Genomic DNA, 16,368 nt, shown 5'->3' with positions numbered 1-16,368 from the left:
GCCCGTCACTTCTTGACCGCGACAGCCTCGTTGATCTTGGCGACGTCATCCTCCAGAACCTTGTAGGTCTGGTCGATCGTCAACTCGCCGACGATGAGCTGGCTCATGCGCTGCACAATCTGCTGGTACATGGCACTGCCGCCCTTGGCGCGTTCGAAGTCTCGGGCGGCCTGGGGCACGTTCTTCTTGTTGTCGAGGAAGACCTTCATTGCAGCCTTGGCGTCTTCGCTCTTCAGCTTGTATTGCGGATCGACGATTTCCGCACCCGTCAGGACCACGTAGTTTTCGGCGATTTCGCGCTGCACTTTCTCGGAGCCGAGGAATTCGACGAAATGGGCGACATCCTCCGGATATTTGGTGCGCTTGAAGCCGACGATCGCGGTGCCGCCGGGCATGGCGTAGCATCCGGCCTCACCGCAGGGCGCATTGATCGCCGTCCATTCGAAGGCGTCGCCGATCTTGTTCTGAAACGGATTGACCATCCAGTTGCCGGCCAGATAGGTCACGACATTGCCGTTAACGAACTCGTCACCCATGTTCTTGTATTGCGAACCGCCCGCGGCACCCCACATTTCCTTGGGGAAGCTGCCGTTCTGCGTCCACGAAAAGATATCGGCGATGTATTTTTTCGCCGCATCGTCGGGGAAGCTGAACTTGCCGTCCTTCACATAGGTCGCGCCATAGGCGAAGGCGCCACCGGAGAAGCGGTGGCCGGAGCGGTCCATGGTAAAGGGGATCTGCACACCGGTCGCCTTGGCGACGCGGGCGGATGCCTCGACAATTTCACCGAACTTCGCGGTCGGGGCTGGCAAGGGCTCACCCGCCTGCTCGAACAGCGTTTTGTTGACGAAGGGCAGGTTGAGCGTCTGCGACGCCATGTAACCATTGATCGACTTCGGGTCATTGACACCGGGCAGGCGCAGCTGCTCGAGGCTGGAGCCGTGCAACTTTGCGAAGCCATCCGCATCCTTCATATAGGGGCGCATGTCGAGATAATAGGGCGCAAGCTGCCAGTCGGTGATCTTGGCGATGTCAGGGCCCTCGCCCACCGCCAGCTGCACCGGCAGCTGCTTGGACACGGCATCATAACCAGAAGACACGAAGTTGATCTTCACGCCGGGATTGGCCGCCTCGAACTCCTTGCTGAGTTCCGACATGCGCTGCACATAACCCTGGTCGTCATCCGTAAAAAGGAACGTGATCGTTCTGGTCTCTGCCTGCGCGGCCGAAAGACCCGCGATAGACGCCATCACGAGGGCGCTGACGCCCGAAAACAATTTCACCATACTCATCCTCCCAATGAAAACTTTTTCACTAAATCGAATGGAAGCTCCTCTTCTTAATTCGATTTATCCTGTTTTGCGACTTGACAGAATAAACGTCAAGCTGTTTGTTTTGGCTAAATCGCACAAATCAACGCAGAAACGCAAAAAACTGATTTGTGAAAATAATTTCATAAAGATCGAAGGGAGGCGATCCATTATGACTGATGGACCATTTGCGGCGGCCGCGTCTCAGCCGACATATACCGTCGCTGAAGGCGAAACGGTTACCGCCTGGATCGTCTCCAATCTGGTGGAGACATCGTTTCCGGGCGTGCCCGCGCCGGCAGAAGACCGGGTCAATTACCGTTTCGTCAACGGCTTCGTGGATGTGGGCGACCTGCCCTGCCGCAAGGCCTTCCAGCAGACGATGATCGGACGCGACATCACGCCTGACACTGCTGCCTTTACGGTGTCCCATCTCAACCTGCCCGGCTCCAACCGCCGCGTCGAATTCACCGGTTTCTGGCATGTCCCCACCCATGTTCAGCGCTGGCTGAAGGGCACGTTCCGCAGCGACGCCGCAAGACAGGCGCATTTCAGGCTGCGCACCTGCGGCGGCGTGCGCATCTGGGTCGGCGGTGTCGAGCAGGTTCGTTTTGAGCCCTTCATCCGCAATGTCGAAGCGAGCCGCGATATCACACTCGACCTCAAGGCCGGTGACAACGAGGTGCTGCTGCTGTGCGAAGACCTGGCGGAACGGGACATCATCTGGTTCTTCGAGCTCGAGCTTATTGACGCCACGCCGCTGACTGTCGTGCTGCCCGTGCCGCTCGACCGGGAGGAAACGAAGCGTCTTGCCGCACTGGTGCGCGATGTTCGCCCGGCGCGCGACGTCTTTGCCGGCGCAGCCCTTGAGCTGGTCTTCGGGGCAGCACCGACGAGTGACCTGGCCGTCCACATCGCGGTCAAAAGCCACGGCCATGAGCGCGCCGCCCTTGCCGAGGTGGATACCGTGCTCAAAGCCGGGCAATCCACCCTATTGGTCCCCGAAACCACGGGCATTTCGGACGGATATCATGGCGTCAGGATCACCATGGGTTCGGGCGCCGGAACGGTGACACGCCTCATCGACGCAGCCTTCATGCACGATTTGGCGCCACAACCGGCCGAGGCCGATATTGCCGGGCGAAAGAAGGCGGCGCTGTCCTTCAGCGCCCGCTTCGGCGCATGGCGCATCGGCCGCGCGCTGGCGATGGTCGCAACCGGCAGTGATGACATGGAGACGATTTCCGGCATCGTCGACGCAACGCTGCGGTCCATCGACCGGCGGGAGGACTGCTCCGATTTCGTGCTGGTGCCGCTTCTCTGGCTGGTGCGCGCCTATGGTGACCGGCTTCCCCCTCAGGTGCTTGAGCGGATCAACACCTCGATCCTCTCCTATCGCTACTGGGTGGATGAACCCGGCAACGATGTCATGTGGTTCTGGAGCGAAAACCACGTTCTGTGCTTCCACACCAGCCAGCTGCTCGCGGGGGATTATCTGCCGGACGCCACCTTCACCGCCTCCGGGCGCACCGGCCGGGAGCAGGCGGCGCTGGCCGCGACCCGGCTGGAGCGCTGGTTCGACAGCGTCGAGGCGCATGGTCTCGCCGAATGGAACTCGGCCGCCTATTATCCGGTGGATTTCATCGGCCTCCTCGCCATCGAACATTGGGCGGGCCCGGAACTCGCAGCACGCGCGCGCCACCAGCTCGATCTGATTTTCGAGATGATCGCGCTGCACACACTTGGCGGCGTTCCCTCCGGCTCACAGGGAAGAGCCTATGACAAGGAGCTGCGCGCCGGGCCGCTGACGGAACTGGCGCCGTTTGCGCAGGTCGCCTTCGGTCAGGGCTGGCTCAACAATGGCGTCGCCTCGTTGCCGATGTTCTGCTGCGGTGACTATGTGCCACCGCCGCATCTTTCCGCCCTTTCGCAGCTGGCGAGCGGCCGCATGGTCGAGGCGCGTTACGCGCAGGGTCTTGAGCCCGGCAAGCTCGTACTCTTCAAGAACGAGGCGGCCCAGCTTTCGACCGTGGTGGACCACAAGACGGGCCGTAAAGGCCACCAGCAGCATGTCATGGACATCAAGCTGGGCAGCCATCCGATGGCGCGGTTGTGGGTCAACCATCCGGGCGAAGACGATCCGTGGGGAACGCAGCGCCCTTCCTACTGGGCGGGCAGCGGCATCCTGCCACGCGTGGCGCAGCACCGCGATCTGGCAATGATGATATTCGACACGGACGGTCATCGCATCGACTGGACCCACGCCTATCTCGGGCGCGACGGGCTGGACGAGGTGCTGACGGAAGGTAACTGGCTCATCACCCGCTCGGGCCGCGGCTTTGCAGCACTTCATGCGACAAACGGTTTTGAGACGATCACCACCGGCGCGACAGCCGGGCGCGAAATCCGGTCCGCCGGTCGCAGCGCGGGCTGGATCGGCGTCATCGGATGCGGCGACGCGGAGGCCTTCGCCCGCTTCCAAGCAAAAATTCTCGCCACGCAGGTCAGGTTCGATGCCGACAAACGTCTGCTGTCTGCCACGCCGCCGGGCGGGCCCGACGTTGCCCTCAGCTGGGACGGCGCATTCACCATTGGCGGGCAGGCTCTGGCTTTCGACCACGAGCAGCCCCAGCCGGAAATTACCTTCGACAGTGCCGATCCCGCATCGGGCGGCACAGCACAGCCCTTCTACTCCTAAGCGGAATTGACAGATGAACCAGCCAAGCATGGAAAATGACACTCTCAGGACGACGATCGACAATGTCGCCGCCGCCTTCAGCCGCCTCAAGGGCATTCAGGAAGGTCTGGTCAGCGGCAGTTCCGATGGCAAGATCCAGTTCGACGAATGGGACTGGGAAGTGGGCGTCGGCCTTTACGGTTTCCTGCGCCGGGCGCTTGCCGCCAACGACCGGAAGGCATTGGACGACCTCGTGACATGGTATGGCTGGCAGATCGAACGTGGCCTGCCGCCGCGCCAGATCAACAGCTCCGCTCCGATGCTGCCGCTTGTCATCCTTACCGAACATGTCGACCGGCCGGATTTCCGGGCGCTGGTGGAGGACTGGGCCGACTGGCTGGTGCATCAATTGCCGAAAACCGAAGATGGCGGCTTCCAGCATGTCGTCAAGGAGCGGCTGAATGAGGGCGAACTCTGGGACGATACGCTGTTCATGGCATGCCTGTTCCTCGCCCGCGCCGGCGTTGTCTGCAAACGTCAGGACTGGATCGACGAGGCGGTTTACCAGTTCATGATCCATACGCGTTATCTCTCGGACCCCGTCACCGGGCTCTGGTATCACGGCTGGACCTTCAACGGACGCCATAATTTCGCTGACGCCTTCTGGGCACGCGGCAATTCCTGGATCACCGTCGCCATTCCCGAGCTTTTCGAACTGGTGCCGACGCTTGGCGAAAAGGACAGGCGTTTCCTCGCCAATGTGCTGGCAAGCCAGGTGCGGTCGCTCAGGCAATATCAGCGCGAGGACGGCATGTTCCACACGCTGCTCGATGACCCGACCTCCCCGGTGGAAACATCAGCCACCGCCGGTATCGCCTATGGCATTCTGCGCGGCATCGAGGCCGGCATTCTCGGCGAAGAAAACCGGCCGCATGCGGAACGAGCGTTGAAGGCGGTGCTCGGCAATATCGATGACGAAGGCGTCGTCCACGGCGTTTCCGACGGCACGCCGATGGGCCACGATCTCGATTTCTACCGCCGCATTCCCAATCTGCCCACGCCCTACGGGCAGGCGTTGACGATGCTGTTGCTGATCGACGTGTTCCTGAAAAGGCCGCAGGTATCATGAGCGCGCAATCAGATATCACCATCGCGGCCGGTGGCCAAGACGCCACGGCCAACATCCAGCGGGCGATCGATACGGTCTCGGCTGCCGGCGGTGGTCGCGTGTCGCTTTCGGCCGGTCGCCATGTCAGCGGCGGCCTGCAGCTCAAGAGCGGCGTGGAACTGCGCCTTGCCGAAGACGCGGTGCTCGCCCCCATTTCCGACTACGAGGCCTATGCCCATACAACGGTTTCGGTGATCGCCGAGGAGTCCAACCGTGGCATGATCATCGCCAAGGGGGCGAGTGATATCACCGTCACCGGCCCCGGTCGCATCGAGGCCGGCGGCGAGAACTTCATCACAGGCGATGACGAGGCCATGGGAACCTATATCCCGGCCGCAAGGCGACCGCGTGTAATGGTGCTGGAGTCCTGCCGCAACGTGCGCCTTGAAAACCTCTCCGTCAGTGGCTCGCCGATGTGGACGTTGCATATGGTCGATTGCGAAGACCTTCATTTCCGCAATCTGCGCATCGAAAACGATCGCCGCCTGCCCAATACGGATGGCATCGTGCTGGATGCCTGCCGGCGCGCGCTGATCGAAGATTGCTTCATCTCCACCGCCGATGACGGCATCTGCCTGAAGACCAGCGCCGGGCCGGACGGCAAAGCGGTGGGCATCTGCGATGACATCACAGTTCGCCGTTGCACCGTTTCCAGCGTCAGCTGCGCCCTGAAGCTCGGCACGGAATCCTTCGGTGATTTCACCAATGTGGTGTTCGAGGATTGCAAAATCATCGAGTCCAATCGCGGCATCGGCCTGTTTTCCCGCGATGGCGGCGCGATGCGCAATATCCGCTTTTCACGGATCGAGGCCCAGTGCCACGAAACGCCGGGCGGCTTCTGGGGTTCGGGTGAAGCGGTCACCGTGACCGTCGTCGACCGCCGCCCCGAGCGTCAGGCCGGCAGCGTCGACAATCTGGTCGTGGAAGACTTGAGCGGTTCGATGGAAGGCGCGGTCAATCTCGTCGCCACATCGAAGGCCGGTATCCACAATGTCCGGCTGGAGCGCATCACGCTGTCGCAGCAGCCCGGCAAGCTCGGCACCGGCCTGCAATATGATCTGCGCCCGACCAATGCGGATATTGCGCCAAGTCCAGACGCCGCCGGCCGCGCCAATGCCTGGACGCGGGATGCCGAAGGCAGGATCGTCGGAATGGAGGATTATCCCGGCGGAATGCCTGCGGTCTATCTTGCCGGCGTGGAAGGATTTGCGGCGCGCGATGTCGCCATTAAAAGAACGACGCCCTTGCCCGAGGGCTGGAACAGCCAAGAGATCGTCGCGACGACGAACTTGTGCGAAGGGAGCAGGTGATGGGAAGTCTGAAACTCGAAAATCTCAACAAGGCATTCGGCGCCGTTCATGTGCTGCATGATATCGATCTTCAGATCGAAAACGGCGAATTCGTCGTTTTTGTCGGCCCCTCGGGCTGCGGAAAATCGACACTGCTGCGCATCATCGCCGGCCTTGAGGATGTCACGTCAGGCACCATCGGCATTGGCGGGCGCGATGTCAGCGCGCTGTCGCCGGCCGAGCGCAAGATCGCCATGGTCTTTCAGTCTTACGCACTTTATCCGCATATGAGCGTGCGCAAGAACCTTGCCTTCGGTCTGGAAAACCTGCGTTTCAAGCGGGCGGAAATCGAAAGCCGCATCAACGAGGCGGCGCGCATGCTCGCCATCGAGCCCTATCTAGACCGCAAGCCGAAGCAGCTTTCCGGCGGCCAGCGCCAGCGCGTCGCCATCGGCCGCGCCATCGTGCGCGAACCGGATATTTTCCTGTTCGATGAGCCGCTATCGAACCTCGACGCGGCGCTGCGCGTGCAGACACGCGCCGAAATCACCCGCCTGCATCGCGATATCAAGACGACGATGATCTATGTCACCCACGATCAGGTGGAAGCCATGACCATGGCCGACAAGATCGTGGTGCTGCGCGCCGGACGCATCGAGCAGGTGGGCAGCCCGCTCCAGCTTTTCGACAATCCGCGCAACCTCTTCGTTGCCGGTTTCCTCGGTTCGCCGCGTATGAACATTCTCAAGGGCACAATTACCAGGGACAGCGACGGCAACATCGCCATCGACCCCGGATACGGCGTATCCCTGCCCTGCCTCGTCGAACCGGGTGAGGTATCTCCCGGACAGGCCGTTCTGGCGGGCATACGCCCTTCGCATTTCACCATCACCGACAATGCAGGCCTGCCCTTCGAGGTGCAGTACCACGAAAGCCTCGGCACCGAGACCTATCTCTATGGCAATCTTCAGGGCCAGAAAGAGCAGATCATCGTGCATCAGGCGGGCCATTTTGCGCCGGCTTCCGGCTCGGTGCTGAAGATCATGCCGGCGCGGGAAAAGGTGCATGTCTTTGATCCCGTAACGGAACTGGCATTGCCGCGTCTCAACAGCCAGGGGAGAGGGTAGCATGGCCAATCAGAAGCTTGCCAGACTGTCCGACCGTGCGCTCGACGCCGTGATGGCGATCGCCGAAGTGCCGCTCAACTTCATCGAGCGCGTGATCGGCAAAAAGCGCATGCCTTATATTTTCCTGATGCCGAACCTCGTCCTGTTCGGCATCTTCACCTTCCTGCCGATTGCGATTGCCGTCGGTTACGCCTTCACCGGCGGCACCGAACTTTTGATCACCGACCGCCCCTTCGTCGGGCTGGAGAATTTCGGCAAGCTGCTCGATTGCCAGAGCTACATGGACCCCGGAAGCTGCCGGGAATCGCTGTTCTGGACCGCGATCTGGAACACGCTGTGGTTCGTGGGCTTCAACGTCGTCGCCACGCTGCTGGTCGCGCTCATCACCGCCCTCATCCTCAACCGGGCGATTGCCGCGCGCGGTTTCTTCCGCGCCATGTTCTTTTACCCGGTCCTGCTGTCGCCCGTCGTCATCGGCCTCATCTGGAAATGGTTCCTAGACCGCAACGGCCTGCTGAACGCCTTCCTGCAGATGCTCGGTGTGCCGCCGGAAATCTTCCTGCTGGATGTCGGCTGGTCGCGCTTCTTCGTGGTGGTGGTCTCGGTCTGGTTCCATATGGGCTTTTATACGCTCATCCTGCTCGCCGGCCTTCAGGCCATCCCGAAGGACCTTTATGAAGCCGCCGCCATCGATGCCGCGTCACCCCGGCGCACGCTTTTCCGCATCACCCTGCCACTTCTCGGTCCGAACCTGCTCGTCGTGCTCATCCTGTTGATGATCAGATCGGTGCAAATCTTTGATGAAGCTTGGGTTCTGACCAATGGCGGCGGGCCGGGAACGGCCAATACATTCGTCGTGCAATATATCTACCAGATGGCCTTCGGCAGCGATCTCAGGCTGTTCGGCCTTGCCTCCGCCGCATCGGTTCTCATGGGCCTCGTACTTCTCGCGCTGACCCTCGTGCAACTGCGCCTCGGCAAAAAGATGGAGTCCTGACCATGTCCAACGCCGTCTCCTTCCTCACGCGCACCTGCCGCCCCGGCCGGATCGGCCTCACCGATATCCTGTCCTGGGTCTGGCTCATTGGCGGCACGCTCGCCGTCCTCATCCCGGTCGTCTGGGCCGCCATGTCATCGCTGAAACCGGAAGCCGAGATCACCCGGTTTCCGCCGAGCCTTCTGCCGCGCGCCGCCGTGCAGGTGGAAGTGCAGGGTTACGACAAGCCGCTCAGCCTCTGGAAAGCCCCCATCGACGGCATGGAGCGGGAAATGGCCATGGTCCGCCGCATCGGCCTCAAAGCCCAGATGGTGGACCCCGCCAATCCCGGCCCACCCGTCAGCGTCGACACGCGGGAAATAACGCCGGTTCAGAAACTGACCATCGCGACGGAGAACTTTACCGATCCGCTGACCCGCTTTAGCTTTTTGACCTTCCTCAAGAACTCGGTCTTCGTCACCTTCGTCGCAACCGTCCTGACGCTGATCGTCAACGCCATGGCCGCCTTTGCGCTGTCGAAATACCGTTTTCGCGGCGAGAAGGCGATCTTCGTTCTGATCATCTCCACCCTGATGATCCCGCTCACCGTCGTCATGGTGCCGGCCTATCTGGTCATCGTCGGCGTCGGCCTCGTGGACAATCTCTGGGGCGTCATCATCCCGACGGTCGCGACGCCGACCGGCGTGTTTCTGCTCCGGCAATATATGCTGACCATTCCCGACGAGCTGATCGAGGCCGCGCGCGTCGATGCGGCCAGCGAATTCCGCATCTTCTGGCGCATCATCCTGCCGCTGACGGCGCCTGCCCTTGCGGTTCTCGCGATCTTCTCGGTGCTGTGGCGCTGGAACGACTTCCTCTGGCCGCTGATCGTTCTCAGCAGCCGTGAAAACTTCACGCTGCAGGTGGGGCTAAATGCCTTCCAGGGTGAGTTCTCGGTGCAATGGCACTATATTCTCGCCATGACCTTCCTCAGTCTCGCGCCAGTCACCGTCGTGTTCCTGTTCCTGCAGCGCTACATCACAACGGGAATTGCTGGGACCGGGATGAAGTGACGGCGGTGCGTGGGGCGCTTTGCCTTACAGCCCATCAACGGTTGCCGACATTGTAGGGCGCCACCCTCACCCCGTCATACCGGCCTTGAGCCGGTATCCAGCCAGCCCAAGTCCTTGGGCTGAACGGACTCTCTTCGCCGCGCAGACGCGCGTCGGCTGGATTCCGGCTCAAGGCCGGAATGACGGGTGGAAATTTAGCTGTCCAAAGACATTCTGCCACCAGACTGAGCGGCAAGGCAGCTACTTCGGCGGCGGCGCGATGCTGCCTCTCAGCACAAGGCGACAGCCGAGTTCCAGCCGATGCGCCGGGCGGGTCGGATCGGCGGCGACAAGCCGCTGCTCCAGCAGGGAAAGTGCCGCACCGCCGAGCCTGTCGGCGGGTAATTGAATGGTGCTGAGCGGCGGCGCGCTGAAGGCGGCCGGCATGATGTCGTCGAAACCCAGCACGGATACGTCATCGGGCACCCGGATTCCGGCTTCCGTCAGGGCTTTCAGGCAGCCAAGCGCCAGATTGTCGGCAGCGCAGAAAATCGCCGTGGCGTTTCTGAGCGGACGCTCCTCGGTCAGCAAACGACGAATGGCAGCTTCGCCCCATTCCGGCTCATAGCTTTCCACCTCGACCACCATGTCGGCGGGCACCGGAAATCCAGCCGCCAGAAACGCGTCACTATAACCATCGTAACGGCGGCGGATCGTCGTGCGGCCCTTCCAGGTGATGTGCAGAATATTGCGATGACCGAGGGAAAGCAGGTGCTCGATGCCGAGACGCGCGCCAAAACGGTTTTCCGCCGTCACCGTATCGACGATCATGGCCGGGTCCTCGCCATTGATCAGCACCACTGGCCGCGCAAGCGCAGACAGCGCCTGCACCAGTTGCGGCCTGTCATCGTTCAGGACCACGATACCATCAACATTGTCGGCATCCGCCGCCGCCGCCACCGCGACAGGATCAAGCCTGCTCGTCGTGCTGACATAGGGAACGATGCGAATGCCACGCCGCTCGCATTCACGCCGGAAGCCGTTCAGCATCGTCCAGCTGACCATGTTGAGATCGCTTTGCGGCGCAGCGTCATTGGTCATGGCGAGAAGCACGACGCGCAAGGTGGCGATGGTCGCCTTCTGCCGGCGGCTTTCAAGATAACCAAGCGCACGCGCCGCCTCCAGCACCCGCTCGCGAACCTGCGTGGTCAAGGTTGCCGTGCCGTTGATGGCGTGCGAAGCCGTGCTCAGCGAAACATTCGCCTCCCGCGCCACATCCTTAAGCGTCGTTTTCCTGTCTATTTTCATATAAGGGAAATTCAACCACTCTTCTAAGGATAGGGCGGGCAAGAAACCGGCGCAAAGCAGTTGATTTCAAGAATACCCGAGCCTGATTGATGCTCTGTTTTATCGCTGGAAGACTACAGCATCATCCGTAAAAGCGGAATTGATTTCTCTGTGTTTTTTGCCGACCGTTTGTCTTTAAGTGGCAGCGCCGCCCGCGGTTCACCGCGAACGGCAAGGCGGTCATAACGCCTGGGAGATATGGCCGATGCTATCCTTGACGGCAGCCACCGGGTCTTCCAGCTCGTGAACTTCCGTCGCGAAAGGCTCAAAGCTATAAGGGCCATCATATCCCGCCGCTTCAAGCGCCCTTATCTGCGTGATATTCTCCAACCGGTCGCCACCATCGACCAGAACACGGTGGGCGTCCAGCATGTCGGCGACGGAGACGGTCGGATCAACAACGCCTGAGATGTGAACGAGGCCGGTGCGTTCGGGGAAGAACTCCGTTTCTCCCGCAAGATGGTGGTGGAAGGTGTCGTGCACCAGCCTGTAGACATCACCGCAGCCTGCCGCGTTGATGGCCTTGATGGCCTTGATGGCCTCCGCCTTGGTGCGCAGCGACGAGACCGGGAAGCCGAGCGGTTCGACAAGGCCGGTCAGCCCGCGTTCCTCAAGGATCGGCTTCATGGCCTTCAGCGCGGCCACGAGATCATCGAATGAGACTGCCGTGCCGTCGTTGAGCGGGCACATGACGAGCGCCTTCGCACCGCTTGCCGCGGCATAATCAGCCATGGCAACGGCCCGCGCGGGCAGGTCGCCCGACCAGACGTTGAAGGGATAAAGCGCGTTGATCGAGATGATCGTCACGCCCGCCTTTTCGGCCGCCGCTTTCACGGCCGCCGGGTCCACCGTGCCGACGATATCAGGCAGATCGTTACGGATTTCGACTTCGGTCAGGCCGAGATTGCGGGCTGTCGCGAAGAAGTCTTCGAGGGAGAGTTTTGGCGCGGTGATGTGATTGATGGCAAAACGCATGAGATCCTCACTGATAAAGGGCGGGACGCGCGGGAAGGTCGATGGCGACCGCAGCACCCCCGGTTTCCTGCGCGGCGACGCAGGCGTCGGAGGTGATGGCGGCGACGTAGCCGTCCCAGGAGTTAGGTCCCGATGCCGTCCCCTTCGCCGCCGCATGGATGAAATCCTGCAACTCCACATCATAGCTGGCGATGAAGCGGTCTTTCCAGTCGGTGAGGATATCGTTCTGCAGCTTGGCGCCAAGCCGCGTCTGGACGGACATGGGTTCCGGCAGGCTGGCAATGCCGTCTTCTCCGACCACCTGGCACTGGATATCATAACCATAATGACAGTTTACGAAAATCTCGACGTCGATGATCGTGCCCTTGGCGGTCTCCAGAATGACGATCTGCGGGTCCTTCAGCCTTGCATGGCTTCTCGCCGCCGAACGGGGGAAGAGAACGCGCGCCGAAACATAGTCATCGTTTAGCAGCCAGCGCAGAACGTCGATCTCGTGGATCATCGTGTCGTGGATCGCCATCGGAGTGACATATTGTTCCGGAACGGTTGGATTACGATGAGCGGCGTGCACCATGATCGGCGCGCCGATCCCGCTATCGACGGCCTGTTTCAGCGCGACATAACCGGCATCGTAGCGGCGCATGAAGCCCACCTGAACCAGCCGCCTGCCATGCGCCACTTCCGCGTCGACAATGCGTTTTGCCCCATCCGCCGTTGTTGCCAGCGGCTTTTCGCAAAAGCACGGTTTGCCGGCGGCGATTGCCGCCAGCACATATTGCTCATGCGTCGCACCCCAGGAGGTGACGAGCACTGCATCCACATCGGGTGACGCGATCAGCTCCTCGCCGGTGGCGAAGATTTCCGCATCCGGGGCGATGTCATTGCGCACCGCTTCTGCCGAGGCGCGGTTGACGTCGCTCAGCGCCACGACCTTCGCGCCGCCAAGGACCTTGTTGATGCGTCGGGCATGGTCGCGGCCGATGGCGCCGGTGCCGATAACCCCAATTCTCACAGTCATTTTCAAAACCTCACTTGCGGTATTTTTCGATGTAATTGTTGATTTCAGCGCACATGAACCTGCCCGATTCATCGGCCCTGTCCTCCCAGGCGAAAACGCAGGAGGTCATGATGCCGTCAAAGCCGATTTCGGAAAGCGTGCCGAAGAAGTCGTCCCATGGCACTTCGCCCTGGCCGATATTGAGATGCTGGTGCACCCGCGCCTGCGTGCCGGGCGGGTTGAGAATGTAGCGAAGCCCGGAGCTGGCCTTGTGATTGAAGGTGTCGCCCACATGCACATGGGCGAGCACATCCTTCGCCTCACGCAGCATCGCCTTGGTGTCATCACCGAAATAGAATGTATGCGGCGCGCAATAGAGGAATTTTACGTTCTTCGAATTGACGGTGCGGATGATATCGAGTGCCGGCTGCAGCGTCTCGCACCAGTCTTCCGGATGCGGCTCGACATGCAGGTTGATGTTTTCCCGCTCGAAGATCGGCACCAGTTCCTCCATGGAGCGCCACCAGGCATCCTCGCAGGCCTCGATCATCGAGCCGGTGTGGCAGCAATAACATGACCCCTTGTCGGGATGCGGGCCACGGCCGAATTCGGAGTTCATCGTGTCGACCTCCAGTTCGACGGCGATCTCGATGGCGCGTTTCCAGTGTTTCACCGCCGCCTGCCGCTCGGTCTCGTCATTGGAGGCCCAGCGATACATCGGCAGCAGCGAGGCGATCTTGACGTTTTCAGCCGCCAGCGCCTTCTTGAACGAGCGGATCCTTTCGGGAAACACGCGTGGCGCCTTGAACCATTCGAGGAAATCGGCGCGCGGGCTGAGCTCGATCCAGTCGTAGCCGAGTTCGCGCACCTTGGCGGGAAGAGCTTCGAGGCTGAGATGGCGGTGCATGAACGGGTCGATGGCGATGCGCATTTACGCTTCCTTGTCGTCGGTATCTGTTGAGCTCGTTATGGAAAGGGTGGACCGCGGTCCGGGAGAAGAGACCGCGGCCTTTGGCCGGCTTTTTCACGAGCGGCCCTGGTTTATTCCCGGCATTCCCAGTGAATGCGGGCCTCAGTTCTTCGCTTGATAATCCTTAAGGTTCGCGGGCGTGACGAGCTCGAAGGGCACGAAGACCTTCTTGTCGATCGTCTCCCCCTTGGCGAGTTTCAGCGCGGCATCCACCGCGCCCTTGCCCTGCCCGGCGGCATTCTGGAACACGCTGACATCCAGCTCACCCGCTGCCATGGCGGCAAGCGCATCCTGCGTCGCGTCGATACCCGCAATGATGACGCCGTCCATCGGCCGGCCGGCCGCCTTCAGCGACTGGATCGCGCCGATCGCCATCTCGTCATTGTTGGAAATCACAGCATCGAACTCGACACCGGCCGAGAGCCAGTTGGTCATCAGGTCAGAGCCCTGCGTGCGCGACCAGTTGGCGGATTGCTCCTCGACGAGCTTGATGAAGCTGCAATCCGGGGTGGCGACGACATCCTTGATGTCCTCAGTCCGCATGCGGGCCGCCTGGTTGGAAAGTTCGCCCATCATCACCACGGCCCTGGCTTCCGTCTTGCCCGCCGCCTTCAAAAGCCGGCAGACTTCCTGCGTCTGCAGGGTTCCCGACTGTTTTTCATCGGAAGCGACGAAGGCCTGCTTTTCCGGCAGGCTGTCGAGATTGACCGGCTGGCGGTTGACGTAAACGAGCGGAATGCCGGCCTTGGCGGCCGCCTGCGAAAGCGCCACCGTCGCATCCGTATCGACGGGATTGACGATGATGGCGTCGACGCCCGCGGCAACGAAATTCTGCACCTGGCTCAACTGCTTGCCGACATCGTTCTGGGCATCCTCGATCTGCAGCGAGACACCGTTCATGTCCTTGGAATAGTCGATCATGCCGTTGCGCAGCACGGTCAGGAAATTGTCGTCGAACAGGGCCATCGAAACGCCGATGGTCTGGGCCGACGCCGTGGTCGCCAGCAAGGTGGCCAAAGCCGCAATCGCAAAATGTCTTTTCATGTCGTCCTCCTCCGAAACTCTTGAAAAACACCGGCCACAAGGCTCTGCGCGCACCGCACCACAGCCGATCGCCGGCAAAGGAATACCGGTCGCCGAAGATGGAGATCTGCGGCGTTTGGCAACCTTGAAACATCATTATTATCGTGGATCAGCCTCCTGCCCGCTCCACATGCCGGCAACATGGTCCTAGTCCGGGGCCGGCGTCAACGCGTCTTCGAGGGGCAAAACCATCATGGCTGATAGAAAGAGACGTTGCATTTATGATGGAATCTATCAAACCATCAAAGGCTCTCAGGAACCCACAGATGGGCGGGCACAAATCTCTGCCCCGGCGTTTCCGCCATGCCGTGTTCGATGGTGTGAACCATGGTGGCAAGGAGGTCCGCGCATAATTCGCGAAGCGGTGTCTGGAACACGCCGGTAATGCGCCGTTCCAGCAAGGCCTGCCGGGATTCCGGCGTCAACTCGTTGACGAGGCAGACGATGGTTTCCTGGCGGTTCTCCTGCTGCAGGGCCTCGATCACGCCTTCCATGCCGCCGCCGATGCAATAGATGCCGACGAGATCCTGGTGTTTGGCGATGGTGTCCATGACCAGCTCATAGGTCAGCCGCCGCGTTTCCAGCGTGATCAGCGCGTCCATCACCTCGAATTCCGGCGCATATTCCCTGATATAGCTGCGAAAACCGGTTTCCCGCAGCGAATGTCCGTGAAAACGGTGGCCGCCGAGCAGCAGAAGCACCTTGCCCTTGCTGCGCGCCAGCCGCGAGATCATCCAGGCCGCCGTGCGTCCGACCTTCATGTTATTTGCGCCAAGGTAAGCTTCCCGCACGCCCTGCGCGAAGTCGGAAAGCAGCGAAAAGGTGGGAATACCCTTCGCCTTCAAAGCCTCAACGGCGGCCGTGACATCATGATGATCAGGCCCGGTGGCGGCAACCGCATGGACGCGGCCTTTCATGCCGGTGAGAAGCGCGGCAAGCTCGCTCGGCTCGCCAGACTGCGCGAATTCAATGCGCAGGTTGAGGTGTCGATCCCTGACGTTGCGCGCCGCAAGCTCAAGCTCATCGGCAAATGTCTGGTAAAAGGAGTGCCGCTCTTTCCGCAGAATGATGCCGAGATTGTAGGACGGCAGATCGGCCAGCATGCGCTGGCGGATGATGTTGGTGGCATGAAAGCCGATCTTTTCCGCCGCCTCAAACACCCGCCGCGAGGTTTCCTCCCGCACCGGCAGGCGACCGTTCAGCACACGGTCAACGGTTGCGACGCTGACGCCGGCGGTTGTCGCAACATCTGTGATGGTCGGACGTTTCATGGGTGCCCCGTAGACGGAGAGATTCCTGTCATATCTCGCAAAACATGTCACGAATGATGATGGAATCCAACGCATGTCGGAGGATTTCGTCAGAGAAGACTCTGGACGTGAATGTCAGGCGGGCGC

13 protein-coding genes are annotated in these 16,368 nt (G+C 61.0%); 6 read left to right on the top strand and 7 right to left on the bottom strand.

The genetic code is table 11. From position 1 onward, the window contains the following. Positions 1-5: 5 nt before the first annotated feature. A complete protein-coding gene (locus JZY08_RS24965) occupies positions 6-1,286 on the bottom strand; it encodes an ABC transporter substrate-binding protein (RefSeq protein WP_216332120.1) in 1,281 nt (426 codons plus the stop codon). Positions 1,287-1,482: 196 nt separating this feature from the next. On the opposite strand from JZY08_RS24965, the gene JZY08_RS24960 reads away from it, so the two are divergent. The 6 genes from JZY08_RS24960 to JZY08_RS24935 are packed head-to-tail and all read left to right on the top strand — an operon-like array spanning position 1,483 to position 9,620. Beyond that, positions 1,483-4,008, top strand: coding sequence for a hypothetical protein (locus tag JZY08_RS24960; protein ID WP_216332118.1), 2,526 nt, complete (start codon positions 1,483-1,485; stop codon positions 4,006-4,008). A gap of 13 nt (positions 4,009-4,021) precedes the next feature. Next, complete coding sequence (locus tag JZY08_RS24955) at positions 4,022-5,116, top strand: glycoside hydrolase family 88 protein (RefSeq protein WP_216332116.1); 1,095 nt, start codon at positions 4,022-4,024, stop codon at positions 5,114-5,116. After that, on the top strand, positions 5,113-6,465 hold the full coding sequence (locus JZY08_RS24950; RefSeq protein ID WP_216332115.1) for a glycoside hydrolase family 28 protein: 1,353 nt from the start codon (positions 5,113-5,115) through the stop codon (positions 6,463-6,465). The genes JZY08_RS24955 and JZY08_RS24950 overlap by 4 nt, the downstream gene beginning before the upstream one ends. Then, positions 6,465-7,571, top strand: a complete 1,107-nt coding sequence (locus JZY08_RS24945) for an ABC transporter ATP-binding protein (RefSeq protein ID WP_216332114.1) — start codon at positions 6,465-6,467, stop codon at positions 7,569-7,571. Before JZY08_RS24950 ends, JZY08_RS24945 begins: the two co-directional genes overlap by 1 nt. Position 7,572: 1 nt before the next feature. After that, positions 7,573-8,568, top strand: a complete 996-nt coding sequence (locus tag JZY08_RS24940; protein WP_216332113.1) for a carbohydrate ABC transporter permease — start codon at positions 7,573-7,575, stop codon at positions 8,566-8,568. 2 nt (positions 8,569-8,570) lie between these two features. After that, positions 8,571-9,620, top strand: a complete 1,050-nt coding sequence (locus JZY08_RS24935) for a carbohydrate ABC transporter permease (RefSeq protein ID WP_216332112.1) — start codon at positions 8,571-8,573, stop codon at positions 9,618-9,620. A 240-nt stretch (positions 9,621-9,860) separates the two neighbouring features. Here JZY08_RS24935 and JZY08_RS24930 read toward each other — a convergent pair whose 3' ends face one another. From JZY08_RS24930 to JZY08_RS24905, 6 genes are all read right to left on the bottom strand, one after another. After that, a complete protein-coding gene (locus JZY08_RS24930) occupies positions 9,861-10,907 on the bottom strand; it encodes a LacI family DNA-binding transcriptional regulator (RefSeq protein WP_216332111.1) in 1,047 nt (348 codons plus the stop codon). Positions 10,908-11,126: 219 nt separating this feature from the next. Further along, positions 11,127-11,921, bottom strand: coding sequence for a TIM barrel protein (locus JZY08_RS24925; RefSeq protein WP_216332110.1), 795 nt, complete (start codon positions 11,919-11,921; stop codon positions 11,127-11,129). 7 nt (positions 11,922-11,928) lie between these two features. After that, complete coding sequence (locus JZY08_RS24920; protein ID WP_216332108.1) at positions 11,929-12,939, bottom strand: Gfo/Idh/MocA family protein; 1,011 nt, start codon at positions 12,937-12,939, stop codon at positions 11,929-11,931. 10 nt (positions 12,940-12,949) lie between these two features. After that, on the bottom strand, positions 12,950-13,849 hold the full coding sequence (locus tag JZY08_RS24915; protein WP_097099458.1) for a sugar phosphate isomerase/epimerase family protein: 900 nt from the start codon (positions 13,847-13,849) through the stop codon (positions 12,950-12,952). A gap of 141 nt (positions 13,850-13,990) precedes the next feature. Next, positions 13,991-14,932 carry a sugar ABC transporter substrate-binding protein gene (locus JZY08_RS24910; protein ID WP_216332105.1) on the bottom strand — a complete coding sequence of 314 codons (942 nt, stop codon included), beginning with the start codon at positions 14,930-14,932 and terminating at the stop codon, positions 13,991-13,993. A 281-nt stretch (positions 14,933-15,213) separates the two neighbouring features. Then, entirely contained in the window at positions 15,214-16,242 is a 1,029-nt protein-coding gene (locus JZY08_RS24905) for a LacI family DNA-binding transcriptional regulator (protein ID WP_216332103.1), read from the bottom strand. Positions 16,243-16,368 lie beyond the last annotated feature (126 nt).

Origin of the sequence: Rhizobium sp. X9 (genome assembly GCF_018873185.1) — a bacterium.
Taxonomy (GTDB): domain Bacteria; phylum Pseudomonadota; class Alphaproteobacteria; order Rhizobiales; family Rhizobiaceae; genus Agrobacterium; species Agrobacterium oryzihabitans.
Note: the sequence above shows the minus strand (reverse complement) of the source record. Positions and strands in the feature narration are given on the sequence as shown.